Raw genomic sequence first — 17,572 nt, forward strand, 5'->3', positions numbered from 1 at the left:
AGATCGATGGTTCATTGTACATCCGGTCGGGGCAACGTGGCGCGCCGATAGGCGTGGCCAGGCGCCGGTCCCATGCGTCGATAAACGAAGTAAGATGCAGGATTGTTGATACACCGTGTAATGAATGGAGCCTTCGATGAGCCGCCAGTTCGACGACATCCTGCTCGGCAGCATCGAGCTGTTCTGCTCCGCCGCGGAACTGGGCAGCTTCACGGCGGCCGCCACCGCGGCGGCCGTCACGCCGGCCGCCGTCAGCCGCGCGGTCTCGCGCCTGGAAGCGCGCCTCGGCGTGCGCCTGTTCGTGCGCACCACGCGCACCCTGCACCTGACGGAAGCGGGTCGCGAATATTTCGACCAGTGCCGCAAGGCGCTGGCCCAGCTGGTCGAGGCCGAGCGCGCCGTCACGGGCCGCCAGAGCGCCCCGTCCGGCCTGCTGCGCATCAGCATGCCCACGCCGTACGGCCATTACCGCGTGCTGCCGATCCTTCCCGAATTCACGCGCCGCCATCCCGACGTGAAGGTCGACTTCCACCTCAGTAACCGCAATGTCGATTTCGGCGACGAGGGTTTCGATCTCGCAATCCGGGGCCGGGCGCCGGCCGATTCGACGATGATCGCGCGCCCGCTGGAAGACGCGGAACTGGTCGTCGTCGCCGCGCCCGACTACCTGAAGCGCATGGGCACGCCGAAGACACCCGACGCGCTGCCCGGCCACAACTGCATCCAGTTCGCGCTGCCCAGCACGGGCCGCAACATCCCGTGGCTGTTCCGCGTGAACGGCGCGGACGTCGAACTGCCGACGGCAGGCCTGTACTGCTGCGCCGAGGACATCCTGGGCGCCGTCACGCTGGCGCGGGCGGGCGGCGGCCTGTTCCAGACCTACCGCTTCATCGCCGACGCCGACCTGAAGGCCGGCCGCCTCGTCGAGGTGCTGCCCGGGTTCGGCGGCCGGTCCAGGCCGTTCTGCCTGATCTACCCACATAACCGGCACGTGGCGGCGCGGGTGCGCGCGTTCGTCGATTTCCTCGTGGAGCATTTGCGCGAACCCCCGCGATTCATTACATGATGTATCGATTGTCTTGCTGTAACCCATCTTTTTCCGGCCGCAGCCTGTTCATATAGTTGTCTCCACGGACGACGCATCCGCGCCGTCGACAACCCGGAGAACAGCATGAACGCAGCAGTCCATCATCCTCGTACCGTCGTCATCACCGGCGCCTCCAGCGGCATCGGCCTCGCCCTGGCGAAGGCATACATCGACCGCGGCGACAACGTCGTCGGCAACGCCCGCGGCGCGGCCCGCCTGGATGCCGCGGCGGCGCAACTGGGCAACCCGGCCAACTTCGTCGGCGTCGCCGGCGACATCGCCGACCCGGCCACGGCGCAGGCCCTGTTCGACACGGCGATCGCACGCTTCGGCCAGGTCGACATCCTGATCAACAATGCCGGCATCTTCAACGCGAAGCCGTTCCACAGCTACACGCCGGACGAAGTCGACCGCCTCGTCGACACGAACCTGAAAGGCTTCTTCTACCCGTCGCAACGGGCGGCGCAGCACATGGCCGCCAACGGCGCCGGCCATATCGTCAACATCACGGCCAGCATCGCGGTACAGCCGAACGCGAAGGTGCCGGCCGTGTTGCCCGTGCTCGTGAAGGGTGGCCTGAACAGCGCGACGCGTGCGCTGGCGATCGAACTTGCCGCGCACGGCGTGAAGGTGTCCGCGGTGGCGCCGGGGATCATCGAGACGCCGCTGCACGGGGATTACGAAGGCACGCGCGCCTTTTACAACACGCTGGCGCCGAGCGGCACGACCGGCACGACGGACGACGTCGTCGACGCGGTGCTGTACCTGACGGACGCGCGCTTCACGAGCGGCGTCGTGCTGAGCGTGGACGGCGGCGCCTCCGCCGGCACGTGGTAAGGAGGTCATCATGCCCTACATCCTCATTCAGGTGACCGACGAAGGGGTCACGAAGGAACAGAAGGCGGCCCTGATCGCGGGCGCGACCGACCTGGTGGTGAACGTGTTGGACAAGGATCCGGAAGCGACGTTCGTCGTCATCGACGAAGTGAATACCGATAACTGGGGCCACGGCGGCGAAGTCGTGACGAAGCGCCGCCAGCGCGCGGCGGACCGACGCAAGGCCTGAAGCCATGGACGACCAGCGCGCCATCGCCGCCGTCCTCGGCGATTACTTCAAGGGCCTGTACACGGGGGACACGGCGCTGCTGCGCACCGTGTTCCACCCGGACGCCGCGCTGTTCGCGGAGCGGAGCGGGCAGCCGTACCACAAGCGCCTGGACGACTACCTGGACGGCGTGGCGGCGCGGGCGTCGCCCGCGGCGCTGGGCGAGGCGTACCGCATGCGGGTGCTGGCGATCGACGTCACCCACGACATCGCGATGGCCCGCGTGCACGTGCCGGCGCTCGGGTTCGACTACGTGAACTACCTGTCGTTCGTGCGCCGGGAAGGGCGCTGGGCGATCGTCAACAAGGTGTTTACGGAAGTGCCGGTCAGCGGGTGACAGTCAGCGCGACGACGATGCCCAGGATGACGAGCAGGACGAGCCAGCACAGGCGGCGCAAGACCTTGTGCCTGCGCATCTGGACATTGAGGACGACTTCGGCGATGGCTTGCAGGATCACGTCACCCGCCATGGGCTTCTCCGGTGGTATGCTGGTCGGCATATATTGACAGATGTGGCAAGGTTCTGCAACCGGGGGGCAGCGCATCCATCCAAAGACGGAGTCGTATTCGCGGGCGCGGGTGTAGATTCGGGCGATCCGTTTCAACCATCAAGGAGTCATCATGGCTACACCCGACCTGAACCTCGCCAACGTCCGCGCCGCCGCGCCCGCGGACGGCTTCGACCGCACGGTGCGCACCGCGGGCCGCGTGCTCGTCGGCGTGCTGTTCCTGTGGGCCGGTATCGACAAGGTGCAGGGCTGGCAGGGCGCGCTGCAGGAAGTGGTGGCCGGCGGCCTGCCGGCGCCGACACTCCTGCTGGCGCTGACCATCCTGCTGCAGGTGGCCGGCGGCGCCGCGATCATCGCGGGGCGGCTGCTGAAACCCGCGTGCTGGGCGCTGGCCGGGTTTACCGCGCTGGCGACCGTGCTGTATCACGGCTTCTGGCACGCGACCGGTGCCGCGCGCCATGCGGAACTGATTCCGTTCATGGAGCACGTGTGCATCGTGGGCGGCCTGCTCGTGGTGTCGACGCTGGAACCCAGGCGCCGTTGATCAGCCGCCGACCGGGTTGCGCCACACGACCCGGTTCCTGCCTTCCTGCTTGGCGCGGTACAGGTGTTCGTCCGCCGCCTCGAACAATTCGGCCGCGCTCTCCGGCCCATGGCCGCCGAGGGTCGCGCCGCCCACGCTGACCGTCAGCACCGGCGCCACCTGCGACGCCGCATGCGGCATTTCCAGCGCGGCGATCGCCGCGCAGATCTCGTCCACCACGTGGCGCGCCTGGACGATGTCCGTGTCCGGCAGCAGCAGCACCAGTTCCTCGCCGCCGTAGCGCGCCGCCAGGTCGGCCGGGCGGCGCAGGCCGGTCGCCGCCGTGCGCGCGATGGCGCGCAGCGCGCGGTCGCCGGCCGGGTGGCCGTAGTAGTCGTTGTACTGCTTGAAGGCGTCGATGTCGAGCAGCGCCAGCGACAGCGGCCAGCCGTTGCGCTGGGCGCGCTGCCATTCCTGCGCGTACAGCTCGTCGAAGCGGCGCCGGTTCGCCAGTTCCGTCAGGCCGTCCACGTGCGCCAGGCGTTCCAGCATGCGGCGCTGGCGCACGAGCTGCAGGTGCATGGCCACGCGCGCCATCACGACGGTGGCGTTGAACGGCTTGGCGATGTAGTCGGCGGCGCCCAGCTTGAGGCCGTTCGCCTCGTCTTCCGGACTGTCCAGGCCGGAGATGAAGATCACGGCGATCTGCTCCGTCTGCGGATCGGCGCGCAGCCGGCGCAGCACTTCGTAGCCGTCCAGGTCCGGCATCATCACGTCGAGCAGGATCAGGTCCGGCGCGTGGCGCGTGGCCCGTTCCAGCGCCTGTTCGCCGTTCTTCGCCAGCAGCACCGTGTATTCCGGCTTGAGCAGCTCGGCCAGTACCTGGCGGTTGATCACGTCGTCGTCGGCGATCAGGACTTTTTGCGGTTCCACGTTCACGATGCGGCCTCCACGCGGCTGTCGATGGCGTGCTCCAGCACGTCGAGATGGACCAGCGCGCGCTCGTATTCGATCTCGTCGACGGCCGCGCGGATGGCCGCCAGCGGCGCCGCGTGGCGCGGGTCGGCCAGCGCGGCCTGCACTTCGGCCAGCGCGTCCTCGGCACGCGCGTCATCGGTCTCCAGGAAGCCGCGCAGGCGCGCCAGCAGGGCGCCCGCATCCAGGCCGGTGACGGCCGGCGCCTGGACGGCGTCGATGCGCGCGAGGCCGGACAGCACGCTGTCCAGCGCGACGATCAGGTCCGGCGCCAGCACCGGCACCCGGTCGATACGGCCGGCGCGGAGTTCCTGCTCCAGGCTGCCCGCAAGCGTGGCCAGCGGCATGGCGCCGATGTAGGCCGCGCCGGATTTCAGGTTGTGCGACAGCGATTGCAGCGGCGCGTAGTCGCCGTGCGCCAGCGCGTCGCGCATCGCCTGCGGCGCCTGCACGTACTCCTGCAGGAAGCTGGCGATGCGGCGGCGCAGGCGCTGCTGCTGGCCGCCGGCGTTGGCCAGCGCGCGGTTCCAGTCGATGCCGCGCACGAGCGGCAGCGCCGTCGGCGCGGGGGCGGGCACCGGGACTGGCGCTGCGACCTGCGGCGCGGTGCGGCCCTGCAGGCGGGCCGGCGCGATCCACTTGACGAGCGTGCGCAGCAGCAGGTCCGGGTCGATCGGCTTGACGACGTGGTCGTTCATGCCGGCGGCCAGGCTCTTTTCGCGGTCGCCGGCCATGGCATGCGCCGTCATCGCGACGACCGGCACGTCGGCACAGCCGGGCAGGGCGCGGATCGCGCGGGTGGCCGTGTAGCCGTCCATCCCGTGCATCTGGATGTCCATCAGCACGAGGTCGTAGTCGCCCCCCTTCGCCATGCGCACGGCTTCCTGGCCGCCCGTGGCGACGTCGATCCGCATGCGCGCCACGGCCAGGAAGTCGAGCGCCACCTCGCGGTTGTTGGCGTTGTCGTCGACGAGCAGGATGCGCGCGCCGGCCAGGCGGTCGGCGTCCGGACGGTGGTCGGCGGGCGCGGGCGGCTTGTCCGCCGGCGCGGCCAGGTCGGGGCGCAGCACCTGCAGCAGGCTGTCGTACAGCAGCGCCGGGCCGACGGGCTTGGTGAGGAAACCGTGCAGCGGCAGGTCGCCTTCCTGCTGCAGCACGCCTTCGCGCGTGCAGGCGCTGACCATCAGGATCGCGGGCGGCGCCGCGAAGCGGGTGTCGGCGCGGATGCGGCGGATCGTCTCCACGCCGTCCCAGCCCGGCATCATGTAATCCATCAGCACGACCTGGTACGGGCTGCCTTCCTGCACGGCCTGCGCCAGCCGCGCCAGCGAGTCCTCGCCCGACGCGACGGCGTCCGCATGGATGCCGAAGCCGTCCAGCATCTCGACGAGCGCGTCGCGCGCGCCCGCGCTGTCGTCGACGACCATCACGCGCATGCGCTGCAGTTCCGCGCCCGGCGTGGTCGCGGCCGCGGCGTCGGCGTCGGCGATGCCCAGCGGGACCGTGAACGTGAAGCGGCTGCCGACGCCCGGCGTGCTGGTGACGGCGATCGTGCCGCCCATCAGTTCGACGAGCTGCTTCGAGATCGACAGGCCCAGGCCCGTGCCGCCGTACTTGCGGGTGATGGAGTTGTCGGCCTGCGTGAACGACTGGAACAGGCGCGCGATCTGGTCGGCGTCCATGCCGATGCCGGTGTCGCTGACGGAGAAGCGCAGCACCACGCGGTCCGCCTCGCGTTCGACGACGTCGACGGCGACGACGATCTCGCCGTCCTCGGTGAACTTGACGGCGTTGTTGGTCAGGTTGATCAGCACCTGGCCCAGGCGCAGCGGATCGCCCACGAGGCGGCCCGGCACGCCGCGCGGCACGCAGAACACGAGTTCGACGCGGCGCGCATCCGTCTTGATGGCGGCGATGCTGGCGAGGTGCTCGAGCATGTCGTCGAGGTCGAACGGCACCTTGTCGAGCGTCATGCGGCCGGCCTCGATCTTGGAAAAGTCGAGGATGTCGTTGATGATGCCCAGCAGGTGCTCGCCCGCGCCGAGGATCTTGCCGAGGTAGTTGCGCTGCTTTGGATTCGGATCGGCCATCAGCGCGAGGCGGCTCATGCCGATGATCGCGTTCATCGGCGTGCGGATCTCGTGGCTCATGTTGGCCAGGAATTCCGATTTCATGCGGGTCGCCGCTTCCGCGCGGACCATCGCGTCCTGGATGCTCTTGGTGCGCAGGCCCAGGATGCGCATGAACACGAGCATGTCGAACGTGCCGCCGAACTGCGTCGAATTCAGCGTCCAGTAGGTGGCGTCCATGCCGCCCTTGATCACCTGCGCCTGGACGACGGAACTCATGAAGCTCGCGGCCCAGCCGACGAGGAAGTAGATGCCGACCGTGTCGCCGCGGCGCGCGCGGTTGAACGCGCCGGGGAGGCCCAGCAGCATCGGCATGATGCCCAGCGAGCCGACGACGGCGACCAGGGCCTCGTCGTGGATCAGGCCGAGGCCGAAGGCGATGGCGGCGATCACGCACAGGACGGCGCCCGTCTGCATCAGGCGCGGGAACACGCGGTCGACGCCGGGCCGCGTCAGCGCGGAGCCGACGAACAGGTAGGCGCCGCACGACGTCATCAGGGAGATGATGCCGGTGGCGTTCGCGGTGGCCCACGCGCTGGCGCCCCACAGGTATTCGGCGCCGAGGCCCCACCACGCGATGTTGTACAGCGCCAGGCCGCCGATCAGCAGCGAGTACTTGGCGAACAGGCTCTCGCGCAGGTTGGCCCATTGCGCGAGGCTGTACAGCAGCAGGCACAGGAACAGGCCCGTGAGGATGCCCTGCACGAGGCGGTCGCGCAGCGCTTCCTCGTAGAACACGCCGGGCTTGGCGAAGCTGATCGGGAGGATCTTCGGACCGTTGGCCTCCACGCGCAGCAGCACGTCGTAGCGCTGGCCCGGCTCCAGTTGCAGCAGGAAGGCCGGCACCGGGCCGCCGTGGAAGATCGACGGCCGTTCGCCCGTGCGTTCCGAGCCGGCCTGCGCATGGCGTTCGATGCGGCCGCCGCGCACGAGGTACATGTCGACGCGGTTCAGCAGCCCGAAATCGATCTTCAGCGTCCACGCGCCGTCGCTGCCGGGTGCCGGCTGCACGGGCACGCGCACCCAGACGACGCCTTTTTCCATGCCCAGCGTCGCGTACGCCGATTGCGGGACCGCGAAGCGCCCGGGCGCGGCGACGAGGTCGGCGACGTCGAGGCGGCCGGCGGGATCGCGCACGAGCGTGACGGCGGGCCATGCCTCGACGCGGGGCACGGCGTCGTCCAGCACGAGCGGCGCCGGGGCGGCATGGGCCACGTTCAGCAGGAACAACACGAACAGCGGCGCGAAGCGACGGAATACGGACATCGTTTATCCTTGATGGGCGGCGGGCTGGAGGCGCCCGGTGAAACGGCGTTCGAGGGCATTGACCCAGCGCGGCGCCTTGTCGTCATTGTGCCAGGCGTGGACGGCGTCGCCGACTTCGCCCAGCAGCGTGTCCGGCAGTTTCAGCGGACGGGTCTCGTCCATCAGCAGCTTGACCGTGAGGTTGTAGCCGAGGATGCGCGTGACGAGGCGCGAGATCGAGAACCCCGGGAACACGAGCCGCGCCATGGCATCGACGCCGCGGATGAAGCCGAACACCAGCACGAACAGGCCGCGCGACAGCAGCGACACGCGTTGATCGAGACCCAGGTCGCGCGAGGACGCCTTGCCGATCAGGTGGCGGGTGAGGAGCACCGGGAACGGTTTCAGGATGCGCGGCGGCAGGTAGCGCTGGATGTTCGCCATCAGCGCGCCGGCCAGCGCCGGGCGCGGGTCGTCCTTGCGCTGCCGGGTGCGCGTCTCCGCCTGGATGGCGGTGAACATGCGCTCCGCGTCCGCCATCGTGTCCGTCATCTGCTCGCGTTCGATGCCGAGCACGGCGCCCAGCACGTTCCAGGCGTGGATGTACGCTTCCTCGTCACCCTGGTCGAGGCGCAGGCCGAGGCGGCGCAGGCCCTGCAGGAACACATAATTAAACGTCAGCAGGGTGTAGCCCAGTTCTTCCTGGTTGCAGGGCAGGCCGAGGCGGTCGATGTCCCAGCCGTGCGCGTACAGCACTTGCGGCATCGTCTTCGCCTGCGTCAGCAACCGGGGCAGCCGGCGCGGCGCCACGAGGGCCTCGGCCACGTCGCCGCGCAGCACGAGGTGGCGGATCATGGCGTGGATCAGGCGCACCTTGATGGCTTGCGCGACGCCGCCGCCGGACGGTGCCGTCAGGCCGCCGCGCATCATGACGGGGAAGATCATGGCGGCGGTGGCGCGCACGCGGTAGTCCGTGTGCTGTTCGAGTTCGCCGGCCGCATGCAGCACGGCCGCGAGGTCCGGCATGATGTAGCACTGGGGCAGGCTCGCGCAGAACAGCAGCGTGCACGACGCCATGCTCATTTCCATGAACAGCACTTCGGCGCGCGCGATCTTCGCGGCGTCGGCCCAGTCGGGCAGCACGCGGGCCTCGACCACGTACGCTTCGAGCGCGGCGGCCATGTCGGGCGGCAGGCCGGGGCTGGCGCGCCAGCCGTCCAGGTCCCCGTTCAACTGCCAGCGCGCGATCTCCCGGTTCAGGAGGCCGATCGTCGCCATGTCCGGACCGCCGGGCCGGCCGGGGCCGAGGATGCGCGCGATGGTGGCGTCGGCCAGCGGGTCGGCGCGCAGCGCCGGGTTGTCGGCGAGGCCGGGTTCGAGGACGTCGCGTCTCACGCGGCCTCCTTCAGCGCTTCGGGCGGCACGGCAGCCGTCGGTTCGTCGATGGCCGGACGGGCCAGGATGCCTTGCCGGCGCAGCAGGCCGATGGTCGCCGCGAGCAGCGGGAAGCCCATCGCGAACAGCGCGATCGTGCGCGCCTCGACGGGGTAGCCGAGCAGCACCTGGAACACCATCAGGCCGGCGTAGACGCCCAGCGGCACGAACACGTGGCGCATCGTCGGCAGTACTGCGCCTGCGTCTTCCGGCGCCGTGCGTACGCGCGCGAGGCGGCGGAACGCGAACAGGATCGCGAACGACACCGTCATCCAGCCGGCGAAGCCCTGCACCGTCTCGCCGAACCACCAGCCGTCCTTCTCCGTCATGATCCAGGCCTTCAGCACGTAGACCATGTACGGGTCGACGCCGAGGTCGTAGCACGTGACGACCATCGCGCCCAGCAGCGCCATGAGCGCGTCGTGGCCCGGCGACGCGGGGCGGTCGACGGGGTCGTGCCACACGATCAGGTTGGCGATCACGTAGCCGACGTACGCCAGCGCGAACCACATCAGCGGGATCACGACCGGGACGTCGCCCAGCGCGGGCCCGAGCACGGGCGTGTACGTGTAGCTGCCGAAGAACCAGCCGTACGACGACCCGAGCTGCTCGGCCAGCCAGCCGACACTCGTGGCGATGGCGACGAGGCGCAGCGCGGCACCGCCGCCCAGCAGGTGGGCGGCGCTGGCCCAGCAGCAGCCGAACATCAGCAGCGAGCTGGCGACGAGGGCGACGGTGGTGTCGCCGCCGATGCGCTTGGCCAGGACGAGGAGGAAGGCCGCCAGCAGCGTGGCGGCAAGGACGGGCAGACGACGGCGCAGCAATGGGGTCATATGAGGCTCCAGGGGCACGACGTAACGGTGAAAATGCGGCCACCGGCGACCGGCGGCCGCGCTTGAAATCAGAAGCGGTAGTCGAAACGGACGTCGGCCGTGCGCGGTTCGGTCGGCACGGCGAGGCCCGACGAACTGATCGTCATCGGCCGCACCTTGTCTTCCACGTTGCGCACGCGCGCGAGCACGCTCCACGGCGCACCGTCCGGCTCCCAGCCGAGGCGCAGGTCCGATTCCGTGTGGCCGGGTACGCGGAACTTCAGGCCCGCCTGCGGCACGCCCAGCAGGTAGCTCGCGCTCGCGCGCGTGCCCGCGCCGGCCGTCAGCACGCCGCCGTTGATGCGCGTCCGGTGCTCCCAGCCGAGCGACAGCGTGCGCGCCGGCGTGCGGTCCAGCTTGACCCCGGCCCACGAATGCACGCCGTCCGGCAGGTAGCTGGCGTAGTGCGCGTCGAGCAGGGTGAGGGCGTACGTGAAGCGGTCGGCGCTCGTCGCGAGCACCTGGCCATCCGCTTCCAGGCCGCGGATCGACGCCGCGCCCGCATTCGTCGTCTCGTAGCGCGGCCGGCCGTTGATCACCACCTCGTTCGACAGCTGCAGGTTGCGGTAGTCGTAGTGGAACACGGCCACGTTGAGTGTCGCGCGGCCGTCCCGGAAGCGGGTCTTGACGCCCGCCTCGTAGGCGCGCACGGTCTCCGGCCGGTACGTGAGGCTGGCGGCCGGCAGCGCGGTGGCGGCGGGACAGCCGACGCCGTTGCGCGCATCGCCCGCGGCGCAGCCGTCGTTGAAGCCGCCGGCCTTGTAGCCGGTCGCGATCGAGCCGTAGACGAGCGTGGCCGGGGCCAGGTCGTAGTCGAGGCCCAGGCGCCAGGTCGTCTTGTCGGTGGAGATGCTGCCGGCGTTCAGTTCGCGCAGGTCGGTGGCCGCGTTGAAGGCCGCGGTGCGCTGGTAGCCGATCGTGCCGGTGCGCGACTTGTCGTCTTCCGTGTAGCGGGCGCCGGCCGTGGCGCGCAGGCCGTCGGCCAGGCGGACCGTCGCCTGCCCGAACACGGCCTTGCTGCGCGCTTCGACCGGGTCGTTGCCGAACACATAGTAGGGCGGTAGGCCGACCGCTTGCAGGTCGCGGAAATAATAGGTGTCGCGCGCCCGTTCGCGGAACCAGTACACGCCGCCCTGGGCGGTCACGGGGCCGGCCCCGTTCGTCGCGAGGCGCAGCTCGTGCGAATCCTGGCTGTACGTGCCGGTGAACGGCTGGCGCACGCCCAGCGCGATCGTCGGCGCCACGCGGTAATAGAAGTTGTACAGGTAATCGTGGTCGAAGCTGCGGTGCGCGCCCAGCCACGACAGGGTCGCGGGGCCGAGGTCCCAGCTCAGGTCCGCCGTCAGGCTGGACGCCTTCTTGCGCGAATAGCCCTGTTCGAAGCGTGTGTTCGGCGGGTTGAAGCGGTAGGTCAGCTGGCGGTCGGTCGAATCGCCGTTCCACACCGGCTGGCCGGTGGCGATGCCGTTATAAAAATTCGAGTCGGGCACCGTGCTGTCGTTGTTGCTGTCGTCGCGGCTCGCCTCGTAGCGGACGAGCAGCGTCGCATTCTTTGCGAGCGCGAGCCTGGCCGACAGGCGCGCGGCGCGGTCGCCGCGGTCCAGGCCCAGGCCGCGCGGCGTGTTCGACCCGTTCTTCAGGTAAGCGTCGTGCTCGTTCCAGGTGGCGGCGGCGCGCAGCGCGAGCACGTCGTTCACCGGCACGTTGACCATGGCGCCGACCTTGCGCTCGCCGTGGTTGCCGACGGCCGCGTTGACGTCGCCCTCGAAGCGGCCGACGGGCGCCTTCGTGATCACGTTGACGACGCCGGCCGTCGTGTTGCGGCCGTACAGCGTGCCCTGCGGACCGCGCAGCACTTCGACGCGCTCGACGTCGTACAGCGCCGTGTTCTGGCTCTGCGGCCGCGCGACGTAGACGCCGTCGACCATGAAGGCGGCCGACGGGTCGCCCTTTTCCGTGACGTCGGCGTTCGAGACGCCGCGGATCGTGATGCGCAGGCCGTCGTACGAATTTTCCAGGTACGTATTCGGCAGGCGCGCGGCGAGGGCGCCCGGCGTGTCGGCGCCGATGGCGTCGAGCTGGCGCGCCGTGAGCACGCTCATCGCCACCGGCGTCTTCGATGCCGGCGCGGCCGTGCGCTGCGCCGTGACGATCACCTCCTGGATGCCGTCGCCCTGTGTCTCCACCTGCGCGCACGCCGGCGCGCTCCATGCGATCGCCGCGATCGACATGGCGAGCAGGTTGGGGGTCAACCGACCCTGCTGATTCTTCATGAACTATCCCAGTTTTTTTATAGTCGTTGCTTGGTGCGCCGTGTCGTTTGCACTGGCGTCGCCTGCCTGCGTGATTTTCGTGAGACTTTATTGCAGGCGGGTGAAACGGAGGAGTCTATCAGGTAGTGCGAACGGGCAATAGTGCCCAGTAACCACAAAGTGGTGCAATAAGGTTCACAAGTTGTTGTTTCCGGGGCACGCGCACGACTGATCCGGCGCAAACGCGCACAGCCTCGCCTCCTTATGCTTGTTGCATGGCGACGACATCTTTCCAACCCCGCGTGAGCGTGCTGGTGCCGACCTTCGACCAGGCGCACTTCATCGCCCGCGCACTCGCGAGCCTGCAGGCCCAGACGCTCGACGCGTGGGAGGCCGTCGTGGTGGACGACGGCTCGCGCGACGCCACGGCGGCCGTCGTCGCGCCGTTCCTGGACGATGCGCGCATCCGCTACCTCGCGCTGGACGCGAACGAGGGGCTGGGCCGGGCGTTGAACGTCGCGCTGGACGCGACGACGGCGCCGCTCGTCGCCTACCTGCCCGCCGACGACGTGTTCTATCCGCGCCACCTGGAGACGCTGGCGGCGGCGCTCGGGGCGGCGCTCGGGGCGGCGTCTGAGGCGGTGCTGGCGGTGTCCGGCGTGCGCTGGCGCTACAACCGCGAGGCGGAAGGACCCGTTCCCGGCGAGGGCCTGCAGCTCGTCCAGGCGATGCACCGGCGCACGGGCCTGCGCTGGACCGAGCGCGCGGCGCTCGAGTCCGACGACCTCGACCGCCTGTACTGGTCGCGCCTGCAGGCGCTGGGCGCCAGCGTGGGGACGGGCGTCGTGACCTGCGAATGGGTCGACCATCCGCGCCAGCGCCACAAGCTGATGCGCGAACCGGCGGGCGGCATCAACCCGTTCCGCCGCCACTACCGCGTGCGCGCGCCGCTGCGCTTCCACACGCGCAGCGGCAACGCCATCGACGAGGTCGCGCTGTACCGTCGCCTGCGCGAGCGTCCGCCCACACCGCGCGCAGCGGACGGCCTCACGATCCTGCTCGTGGGCGAACTGGCGTACAACGCGGAACGGGTACTGGCGCTGGAAGAGCAGGGGCACACGCTGTACGGCTTGTGGACGGACACGCCGTACTGGTTCAACACGGTGGGTCCGCTACCGTTCGGCCACGTGGAGGACCTGCCCCGCGACGACTGGCGCGCGGCGCTGCGAAGGCTGCGTCCCAACGTGATCTACGCGCAGCTGAACTGGCAGGCCGTGCCGTTCTGCCACGACGTCCTGCTGGCAAGCAGCGGCATCCCGTTCGTCTGGCATTTCAAGGAAGGGCCGTTCATCTGCCTGGAACAGGGCACGTGGCCGCAACTGCTCGACCTGTACCGCATGGCGGACGGGCGCATCTTCAGCTGCCCCGAGGCGCGCGACTGGTTCGAGCTGGCGGCGCCGGGCCTGGTGCGCACGCGTCCGTGCCACGTGCTCGATGGCGACCTGCCCAGGCGCGACTGGTTCGACGGCCCCGTGGCACCGCCGCTGTCCGCCGCCGGCGGCGACGTGCACACCGTGGTGCCGGGCCGTCCGATCGGGCTGCATCCGCCCACCGTGGCGGCGCTGGCGGCGGCCGGCATCCACCTGCATTTCTACGGCGACTACACGCACGGCCAATGGCGCGAGTGGATCGCAAAGACGCAGGCGCTGGCGCCGCACCACCTGCACCTGCACGGCAATGTGGCGCAGGACCGCTGGGTCGAGGAATTCTCGCGCTACGACGCCGGCTGGCTGCATTGCTTCGCGAGCCGCAACGGCGGCGACCTGCGCCGCGCCGACTGGGACGACCTGAACCTGCCGGCCCGCATCGCCACATTGGCGGCGGCCGGCCTGCCGCTGATCCAGCGCGACAATGGCGATGCCGTCGTGGCCGCGCAAGCGCTGGCGCGCCGGCTCGGCGTGGGGGTGTTCTATGACGGCATCGACGACCTGGCCGCGCAACTGCGGGACGGGTCCCGCATGGGCGCACTGCGCACGCGCATGTGGGCGCAGCGTGAGCAGTTCTGCTTCGATACGCATGTGCCGGACCTCGTGGCCTTCTTCCGGCACGTCATCGCCACCGCGGGACGCGGTCCGCGGGTGGCGGGCTAGGCGCTCATGGCGACGCGCGATCCTGGTGGTCGAGGTGATCCAGATGATCAAGATATGCGGCGGCTTCGTTCACGCCTTCCTCGGCCGCCTTGTGAAGCCATGTCCGCGCTTCGGCGATATTTTTCTGGATGCCATATCCCTCCGCCAGGGCGACGCCATAGTGATAGCGGGCCAGGCTCGGATAGGTCGAGCCGTCGTCCAGCTGGGCCGCCCGGCGCATCAGCGCCGTCGATTGTGCGGCGTCCTGCCGGATGCCGATGCCGGTTTCGTACATCTGCGCGAGGCCGATCATGGAAAACACGTCGTTCCAGCGCCGGATGCAGTCTTCGAAGATCTGGATGGCGGCCGCGTGGTCGCCTGTCTTGTTCGCCGCATAGCCGTACAGGCATTTGATGCGCTTGTTGCTTGTCACGTAGGACCGATAGCTCAGTTCGTTTTCCGCGGACTTGATGTCGGGTGCGCCATCGCCTGGCGGCCGGGCATGCGCCGCCGTGCCGTAAAGGGTGGCGCAGCATACGGTCGAGATAAGTAACGTTCGCATCGGATCTCCCTGGTTGTGAAGGTGGTTGATCCTCGAGCAATATCCGGGCCACATGTTGGCCACCAGCGAGCGCGACGATGTGTCACGTTATGGCACATTCTTGTGCCCCCGCGGTGTTCAAGGCTGCCGCAACAGGTCCGCGCGCGGATAACCCCAGTCCGGCATGGGACGGGGGCAGGGCGTATCTGCGAGGTGGGCATAGTCCAGCGTCGAGAAATTGGCGCTGCCCAGCGGGCTCCAGCGCGCATCCGTCGCCGTCGTGCCGTCGATCGCCGGCGCGCGGGCGAACCGCATCCAGGCGTTGAAGTGGCAATTGTTCTGTTGCAGGTCGTGAAGTCGCGCGAGGCTGTCGCGTGCGTCGCCTTGCCAGGCCAGTTGCGCATCGTTGCCGGCGGCACGGCCCGCGATCCCGGCCGGGCAGGAGGCGACCGGCGTGATGCCCGGTGCGACGCTGAGCTGGCCGCGGCGCAGGTGATAGCTGCCGTGCGCGGCATCGGTGGCCACCGTCACGAACGACCAGCACAGCGGATTGGCGGGATAGGCGGACAGGGCCGTATCGCGCAGGTGCTCGCCCGGGTCGAGGCGGGCGATGGCGGCAGCGACCGTGTCCCGGGCCGTGTGCATGGCCGCCGCCTGGACGAGGACAAAGGCGAGCGCCGCGGCCAGCCCGGCAGCCAGTGCGGTGCGGCCACGGTCGCCGCCGGCTCGCCGCGCCCGCCAGCGTGCGATCCCCGCCAGGAAGCCGGCGAGGACCAGCAGCCCGGCCAGCGAACCCCATTGCAGGAACCCGGCGAACGTCGCGATGACGGGCACGCTCACCAGCAGGGCCAGCAGCAGTCCGCGCCGCATCGGTCCCGTCACCATGAGGGCGAGCGGGATGCCGAACGCGATCCAGAACACGGGTTCGACGATGAAGATGAGGTCGCCGTAATACCAGCGCGCATCGAATGGCCAGAACGGATGCACGCCGTAGACGTTGAGTCCGTCCATCGAGATGTGCAGCACCATGCCCACGCAGGCCGTCAGGAGCGCCGCAAACCGGGCGCGCGGGCTGGTGCGCAGCAGTCCGCGCGCCGCCGGCCACAGCAGCCAGACCAGGCCCAGCAACAAGGCAACTTCGCCGAGTGCCGCCAGCAACGTGTGCGTATGGCCGCGGTGGTGCAACAGATAGCCCAGCGGTGCCTCGAGCAGCTTCGTGAGCACGAGGTCCAGGTCGGGGAAGTTGCTGGCGAGGCAGCCGATGGTGAGGAGCAGGCGCGTGCGGACGCGCTGCGCGTCGGATGCGGGCTCGGCAGGCACGCTGCGGTCGATCAGCGCGCCGATGCCGAGGCCGACGACGGAGTGGGTGAGATTATCCATCCTGCAATCTTACCCAAACCGCAAGCTGGCGGATCGAACGGCTTACTGCGCCGACGGTGCGTTCAACGCGGTGCGGCAGATCCGGGCCGCCTGCAAGCCCAGCCAGGCAGCGTTCGTCCAGAAGAAGACGTAAGGCAGGGCGACGAGGGCGACGCCGGCCGTCCGCGCGTAGAACGACAGCAGGATCGTGACCGCGCCGCAGAACGAGGCGAGCACGAACGCCGCGCCATGCCGTGCAGCCGTTTCCGACGTGCCGGCCGCGAAGCCGATCAGCAGCGCGATGGCGAGGCAGATGGCGATGACGGCGGTCGAGGCAATCCCGGAAAAGCTGTTGTGGAGGCGGGCAAGGACGACGACGGTCGCGAGGTATCCACCCAGGAAAACGGTAAGTTGGCGTAATTTCATTGGAAACTCAGGCAAGCGGTGGCATCGTCGATCAACGCGCGCGACGATGCGGGAATGCCGCGAGTATACCTGCACTCAGGAAAGCTTGCCTGGACCAGCCTTACTGCAAGAAAGGAATGCCCTGCAATTTATCTGGGTTTCTTACTACGTATATCTGCGAAATGGTGCCGTCGTGAATGCAAAACGATTGCACCGATTCGACTTTCCCATCGATGTACCGAACCAGTCCGGGTTCTCCATTCACGCGTGCCATCTTGTAGACGACGCGTTCACGGAACGCATGTTCGACTGCCCAATACAGACCCGCCACGCGTCCCGTCCCGATGAGAACCTTGTGCAGGGACTCGACTTTTCCTCCGCCGTCCGCCCGGAATTCGACATCTGCCGACAGGAGCGTCTTCATCGCATCGCGATCAGCGTTGGCGGCCGCCTGCATGAATTTTTCGAGGACGACGCGATGCATCGTCTTCGAGACCGTGAAGCGCGGACTCTCCTGCCGTATCCGTTCCCGGGCCCGGTGGACGAGCTGCCTGCAGGCGGCTTCGCTTTTGCCAAGCATGGTCGCAACGTCACCATAGTCCTGGTCGAATACTTTGCGCATCAGGAATGCGGCCCGCTCCTCGGGCGTGAGCCGTTCCAGTACCCAGAGCATGGCGACAGAGACATCGCTGGCCAGTTCGGCAGCGGCCTCGGGCGTGTCTTCGACGATCTCGACGACAGGTTCCGGAAGCCACCAGCCGGTGTAGGCGTCACGCTCCGTTTTTCGGCTGCGCAGGCGGTCGATCGACAGTCGCGTCGTGATGGTCACGAGCCAGGCTTCGGCCGACCTGACGTCGTCACGCACGCTTGCGCTGTACCGCAGCCAGGCGTCCTGGACGACGTCTTCCGCGTCGGCGCGCATGCCGAGCATGCGATAGGCGATCAGGAAAAGACGTGGGCGTAATGCTTCGAACACAAGCAGGTCGGCGGACTTCATGGCTACCCCG

At 69.0% G+C, this 17,572-nt stretch carries 16 protein-coding genes; 6 read left to right on the forward strand and 10 right to left on the reverse strand.

Features of this window, described 5'->3' with window-relative positions; genetic code table 11:
• Positions 1 to 136 precede the first annotated feature (136 nt).
• From ACEN98_RS13190 to ACEN98_RS13205, 4 genes are all read left to right on the forward strand, one after another.
• Positions 137 to 1,066, forward strand: a complete 930-nt coding sequence (locus ACEN98_RS13190) for a LysR family transcriptional regulator (RefSeq protein WP_413384963.1) — start codon at positions 137 to 139, stop codon at positions 1,064 to 1,066.
• A 105-nt stretch (positions 1,067 to 1,171) separates the two neighbouring features.
• A complete protein-coding gene (locus ACEN98_RS13195) occupies positions 1,172 to 1,924 on the forward strand; it encodes an SDR family NAD(P)-dependent oxidoreductase (RefSeq protein WP_413384965.1) in 753 nt (250 codons plus the stop codon).
• A gap of 10 nt (positions 1,925 to 1,934) precedes the next feature.
• Entirely contained in the window at positions 1,935 to 2,153 is a 219-nt protein-coding gene (locus ACEN98_RS13200; RefSeq protein WP_413384967.1) for a tautomerase family protein, read from the forward strand.
• A gap of 4 nt (positions 2,154 to 2,157) precedes the next feature.
• The gene (locus ACEN98_RS13205) at positions 2,158 to 2,529 is read left to right on the forward strand and encodes a nuclear transport factor 2 family protein (protein WP_413384969.1); all 372 of its coding nucleotides are present in this window, start codon (positions 2,158 to 2,160) and stop codon (positions 2,527 to 2,529) included.
• Here ACEN98_RS13205 and ACEN98_RS13210 read toward each other — a convergent pair.
• A complete protein-coding gene (locus tag ACEN98_RS13210; RefSeq protein ID WP_413384971.1) occupies positions 2,519 to 2,662 on the reverse strand; it encodes a hypothetical protein in 144 nt (47 codons plus the stop codon). The genes ACEN98_RS13205 and ACEN98_RS13210 overlap by 11 nt on opposite strands.
• A 151-nt stretch (positions 2,663 to 2,813) precedes the next feature.
• Here ACEN98_RS13210 and ACEN98_RS13215 point away from each other — a divergent pair, with 151 nt between their 5' ends.
• Positions 2,814 to 3,245 (forward strand): DoxX family protein, encoded by a 432-nt coding sequence (locus tag ACEN98_RS13215; RefSeq protein WP_413384973.1) that lies wholly within the window; start codon positions 2,814 to 2,816, stop codon positions 3,243 to 3,245.
• Here the strand turns inward: ACEN98_RS13215 and ACEN98_RS13220 are convergent, their stop codons facing one another.
• The 5 genes from ACEN98_RS13220 to ACEN98_RS13240 form a co-directional block, all read right to left on the reverse strand.
• Entirely contained in the window at positions 3,246 to 4,163 is a 918-nt protein-coding gene (locus ACEN98_RS13220) for a diguanylate cyclase (protein ID WP_413384976.1), read from the reverse strand.
• On the reverse strand, positions 4,160 to 7,594 hold the full coding sequence (locus tag ACEN98_RS13225; protein ID WP_413384978.1) for a response regulator: 3,435 nt from the start codon (positions 7,592 to 7,594) through the stop codon (positions 4,160 to 4,162). The genes ACEN98_RS13220 and ACEN98_RS13225 overlap by 4 nt, the downstream gene beginning before the upstream one ends.
• Before the next feature lie 3 nt (positions 7,595 to 7,597).
• Entirely contained in the window at positions 7,598 to 8,968 is a 1,371-nt protein-coding gene (locus tag ACEN98_RS13230) for an oxygenase MpaB family protein (RefSeq protein WP_413384981.1), read from the reverse strand.
• Entirely contained in the window at positions 8,965 to 9,840 is an 876-nt protein-coding gene (locus ACEN98_RS13235; protein ID WP_413384984.1) for a carotenoid biosynthesis protein, read from the reverse strand. Before ACEN98_RS13235 ends, ACEN98_RS13230 begins: the two co-directional genes overlap by 4 nt.
• A 68-nt stretch (positions 9,841 to 9,908) precedes the next feature.
• Positions 9,909 to 12,152, reverse strand: a complete 2,244-nt coding sequence (locus tag ACEN98_RS13240; protein ID WP_413384986.1) for a TonB-dependent receptor — start codon at positions 12,150 to 12,152, stop codon at positions 9,909 to 9,911.
• Between the two features lie 254 nt (positions 12,153 to 12,406).
• Here ACEN98_RS13240 and ACEN98_RS13245 point away from each other — a divergent pair, with 254 nt between their 5' ends.
• Positions 12,407 to 14,281, forward strand: coding sequence for a glycosyltransferase (locus ACEN98_RS13245; protein ID WP_413384988.1), 1,875 nt, complete (start codon positions 12,407 to 12,409; stop codon positions 14,279 to 14,281).
• Positions 14,282 to 14,285: 4 nt separating this feature from the next.
• On the opposite strand, the gene ACEN98_RS13250 is transcribed toward ACEN98_RS13245, so the two are convergent.
• The 4 genes from ACEN98_RS13250 to ACEN98_RS13265 all read right to left on the reverse strand — a co-directional run bounded on the left by ACEN98_RS13250 (position 14,286) and on the right by ACEN98_RS13265 (position 17,562).
• Positions 14,286 to 14,822 carry a tetratricopeptide repeat protein gene (locus tag ACEN98_RS13250; protein WP_413384990.1) on the reverse strand — a complete coding sequence of 179 codons (537 nt, stop codon included), beginning with the start codon at positions 14,820 to 14,822 and terminating at the stop codon, positions 14,286 to 14,288.
• Between the two features lie 117 nt (positions 14,823 to 14,939).
• Positions 14,940 to 16,181 (reverse strand): metal-dependent hydrolase, encoded by a 1,242-nt coding sequence (locus ACEN98_RS13255; RefSeq protein WP_413384993.1) that lies wholly within the window; start codon positions 16,179 to 16,181, stop codon positions 14,940 to 14,942.
• 42 nt (positions 16,182 to 16,223) lie between these two features.
• Positions 16,224 to 16,586 (reverse strand): hypothetical protein, encoded by a 363-nt coding sequence (locus ACEN98_RS13260; protein ID WP_413384995.1) that lies wholly within the window; start codon positions 16,584 to 16,586, stop codon positions 16,224 to 16,226.
• Between the two features lie 100 nt (positions 16,587 to 16,686).
• The gene (locus tag ACEN98_RS13265; RefSeq protein ID WP_413384998.1) at positions 16,687 to 17,562 is read right to left on the reverse strand and encodes an RNA polymerase sigma-70 factor; all 876 of its coding nucleotides are present in this window, start codon (positions 17,560 to 17,562) and stop codon (positions 16,687 to 16,689) included.
• Positions 17,563 to 17,572 lie beyond the last annotated feature (10 nt).

The organism is Massilia sp. CT11-137 (genome assembly GCF_047302885.1).
Lineage (GTDB): Bacteria > Pseudomonadota > Gammaproteobacteria > Burkholderiales > Burkholderiaceae_D > Telluria > Telluria orientalis.

Coding starts and splice junctions, on each gene's coding strand:
- ACEN98_RS13240 (WP_413384986.1), bottom strand. CDS start 12,152: ATGAAGAATCAGCAGGGTCGGTTGACCCCCAACCTGCTCGCCATGTCG.
- ACEN98_RS13255 (WP_413384993.1), bottom strand. CDS start 16,181: ATGGATAATCTCACCCACTCCGTCGTCGGCCTCGGCATCGGCGCGCTG.
- ACEN98_RS13200 (WP_413384967.1), top strand. CDS start 1,935: ATGCCCTACATCCTCATTCAGGTGACCGACGAAGGGGTCACGAAGGAA.
- ACEN98_RS13265 (WP_413384998.1), bottom strand. CDS start 17,562: ATGAAGTCCGCCGACCTGCTTGTGTTCGAAGCATTACGCCCACGTCTT.
- ACEN98_RS13190 (WP_413384963.1), top strand. CDS start 137: ATGAGCCGCCAGTTCGACGACATCCTGCTCGGCAGCATCGAGCTGTTC.
- ACEN98_RS13215 (WP_413384973.1), top strand. CDS start 2,814: ATGGCTACACCCGACCTGAACCTCGCCAACGTCCGCGCCGCCGCGCCC.
- ACEN98_RS13210 (WP_413384971.1), bottom strand. CDS start 2,662: ATGGCGGGTGACGTGATCCTGCAAGCCATCGCCGAAGTCGTCCTCAAT.
- ACEN98_RS13205 (WP_413384969.1), top strand. CDS start 2,158: ATGGACGACCAGCGCGCCATCGCCGCCGTCCTCGGCGATTACTTCAAG.
- ACEN98_RS13235 (WP_413384984.1), bottom strand. CDS start 9,840: ATGACCCCATTGCTGCGCCGTCGTCTGCCCGTCCTTGCCGCCACGCTG.
- ACEN98_RS13225 (WP_413384978.1), bottom strand. CDS start 7,594: ATGTCCGTATTCCGTCGCTTCGCGCCGCTGTTCGTGTTGTTCCTGCTG.
- ACEN98_RS13195 (WP_413384965.1), top strand. CDS start 1,172: ATGAACGCAGCAGTCCATCATCCTCGTACCGTCGTCATCACCGGCGCC.
- ACEN98_RS13250 (WP_413384990.1), bottom strand. CDS start 14,822: ATGCGAACGTTACTTATCTCGACCGTATGCTGCGCCACCCTTTACGGC.
- ACEN98_RS13260 (WP_413384995.1), bottom strand. CDS start 16,586: ATGAAATTACGCCAACTTACCGTTTTCCTGGGTGGATACCTCGCGACC.
- ACEN98_RS13245 (WP_413384988.1), top strand. CDS start 12,407: ATGGCGACGACATCTTTCCAACCCCGCGTGAGCGTGCTGGTGCCGACC.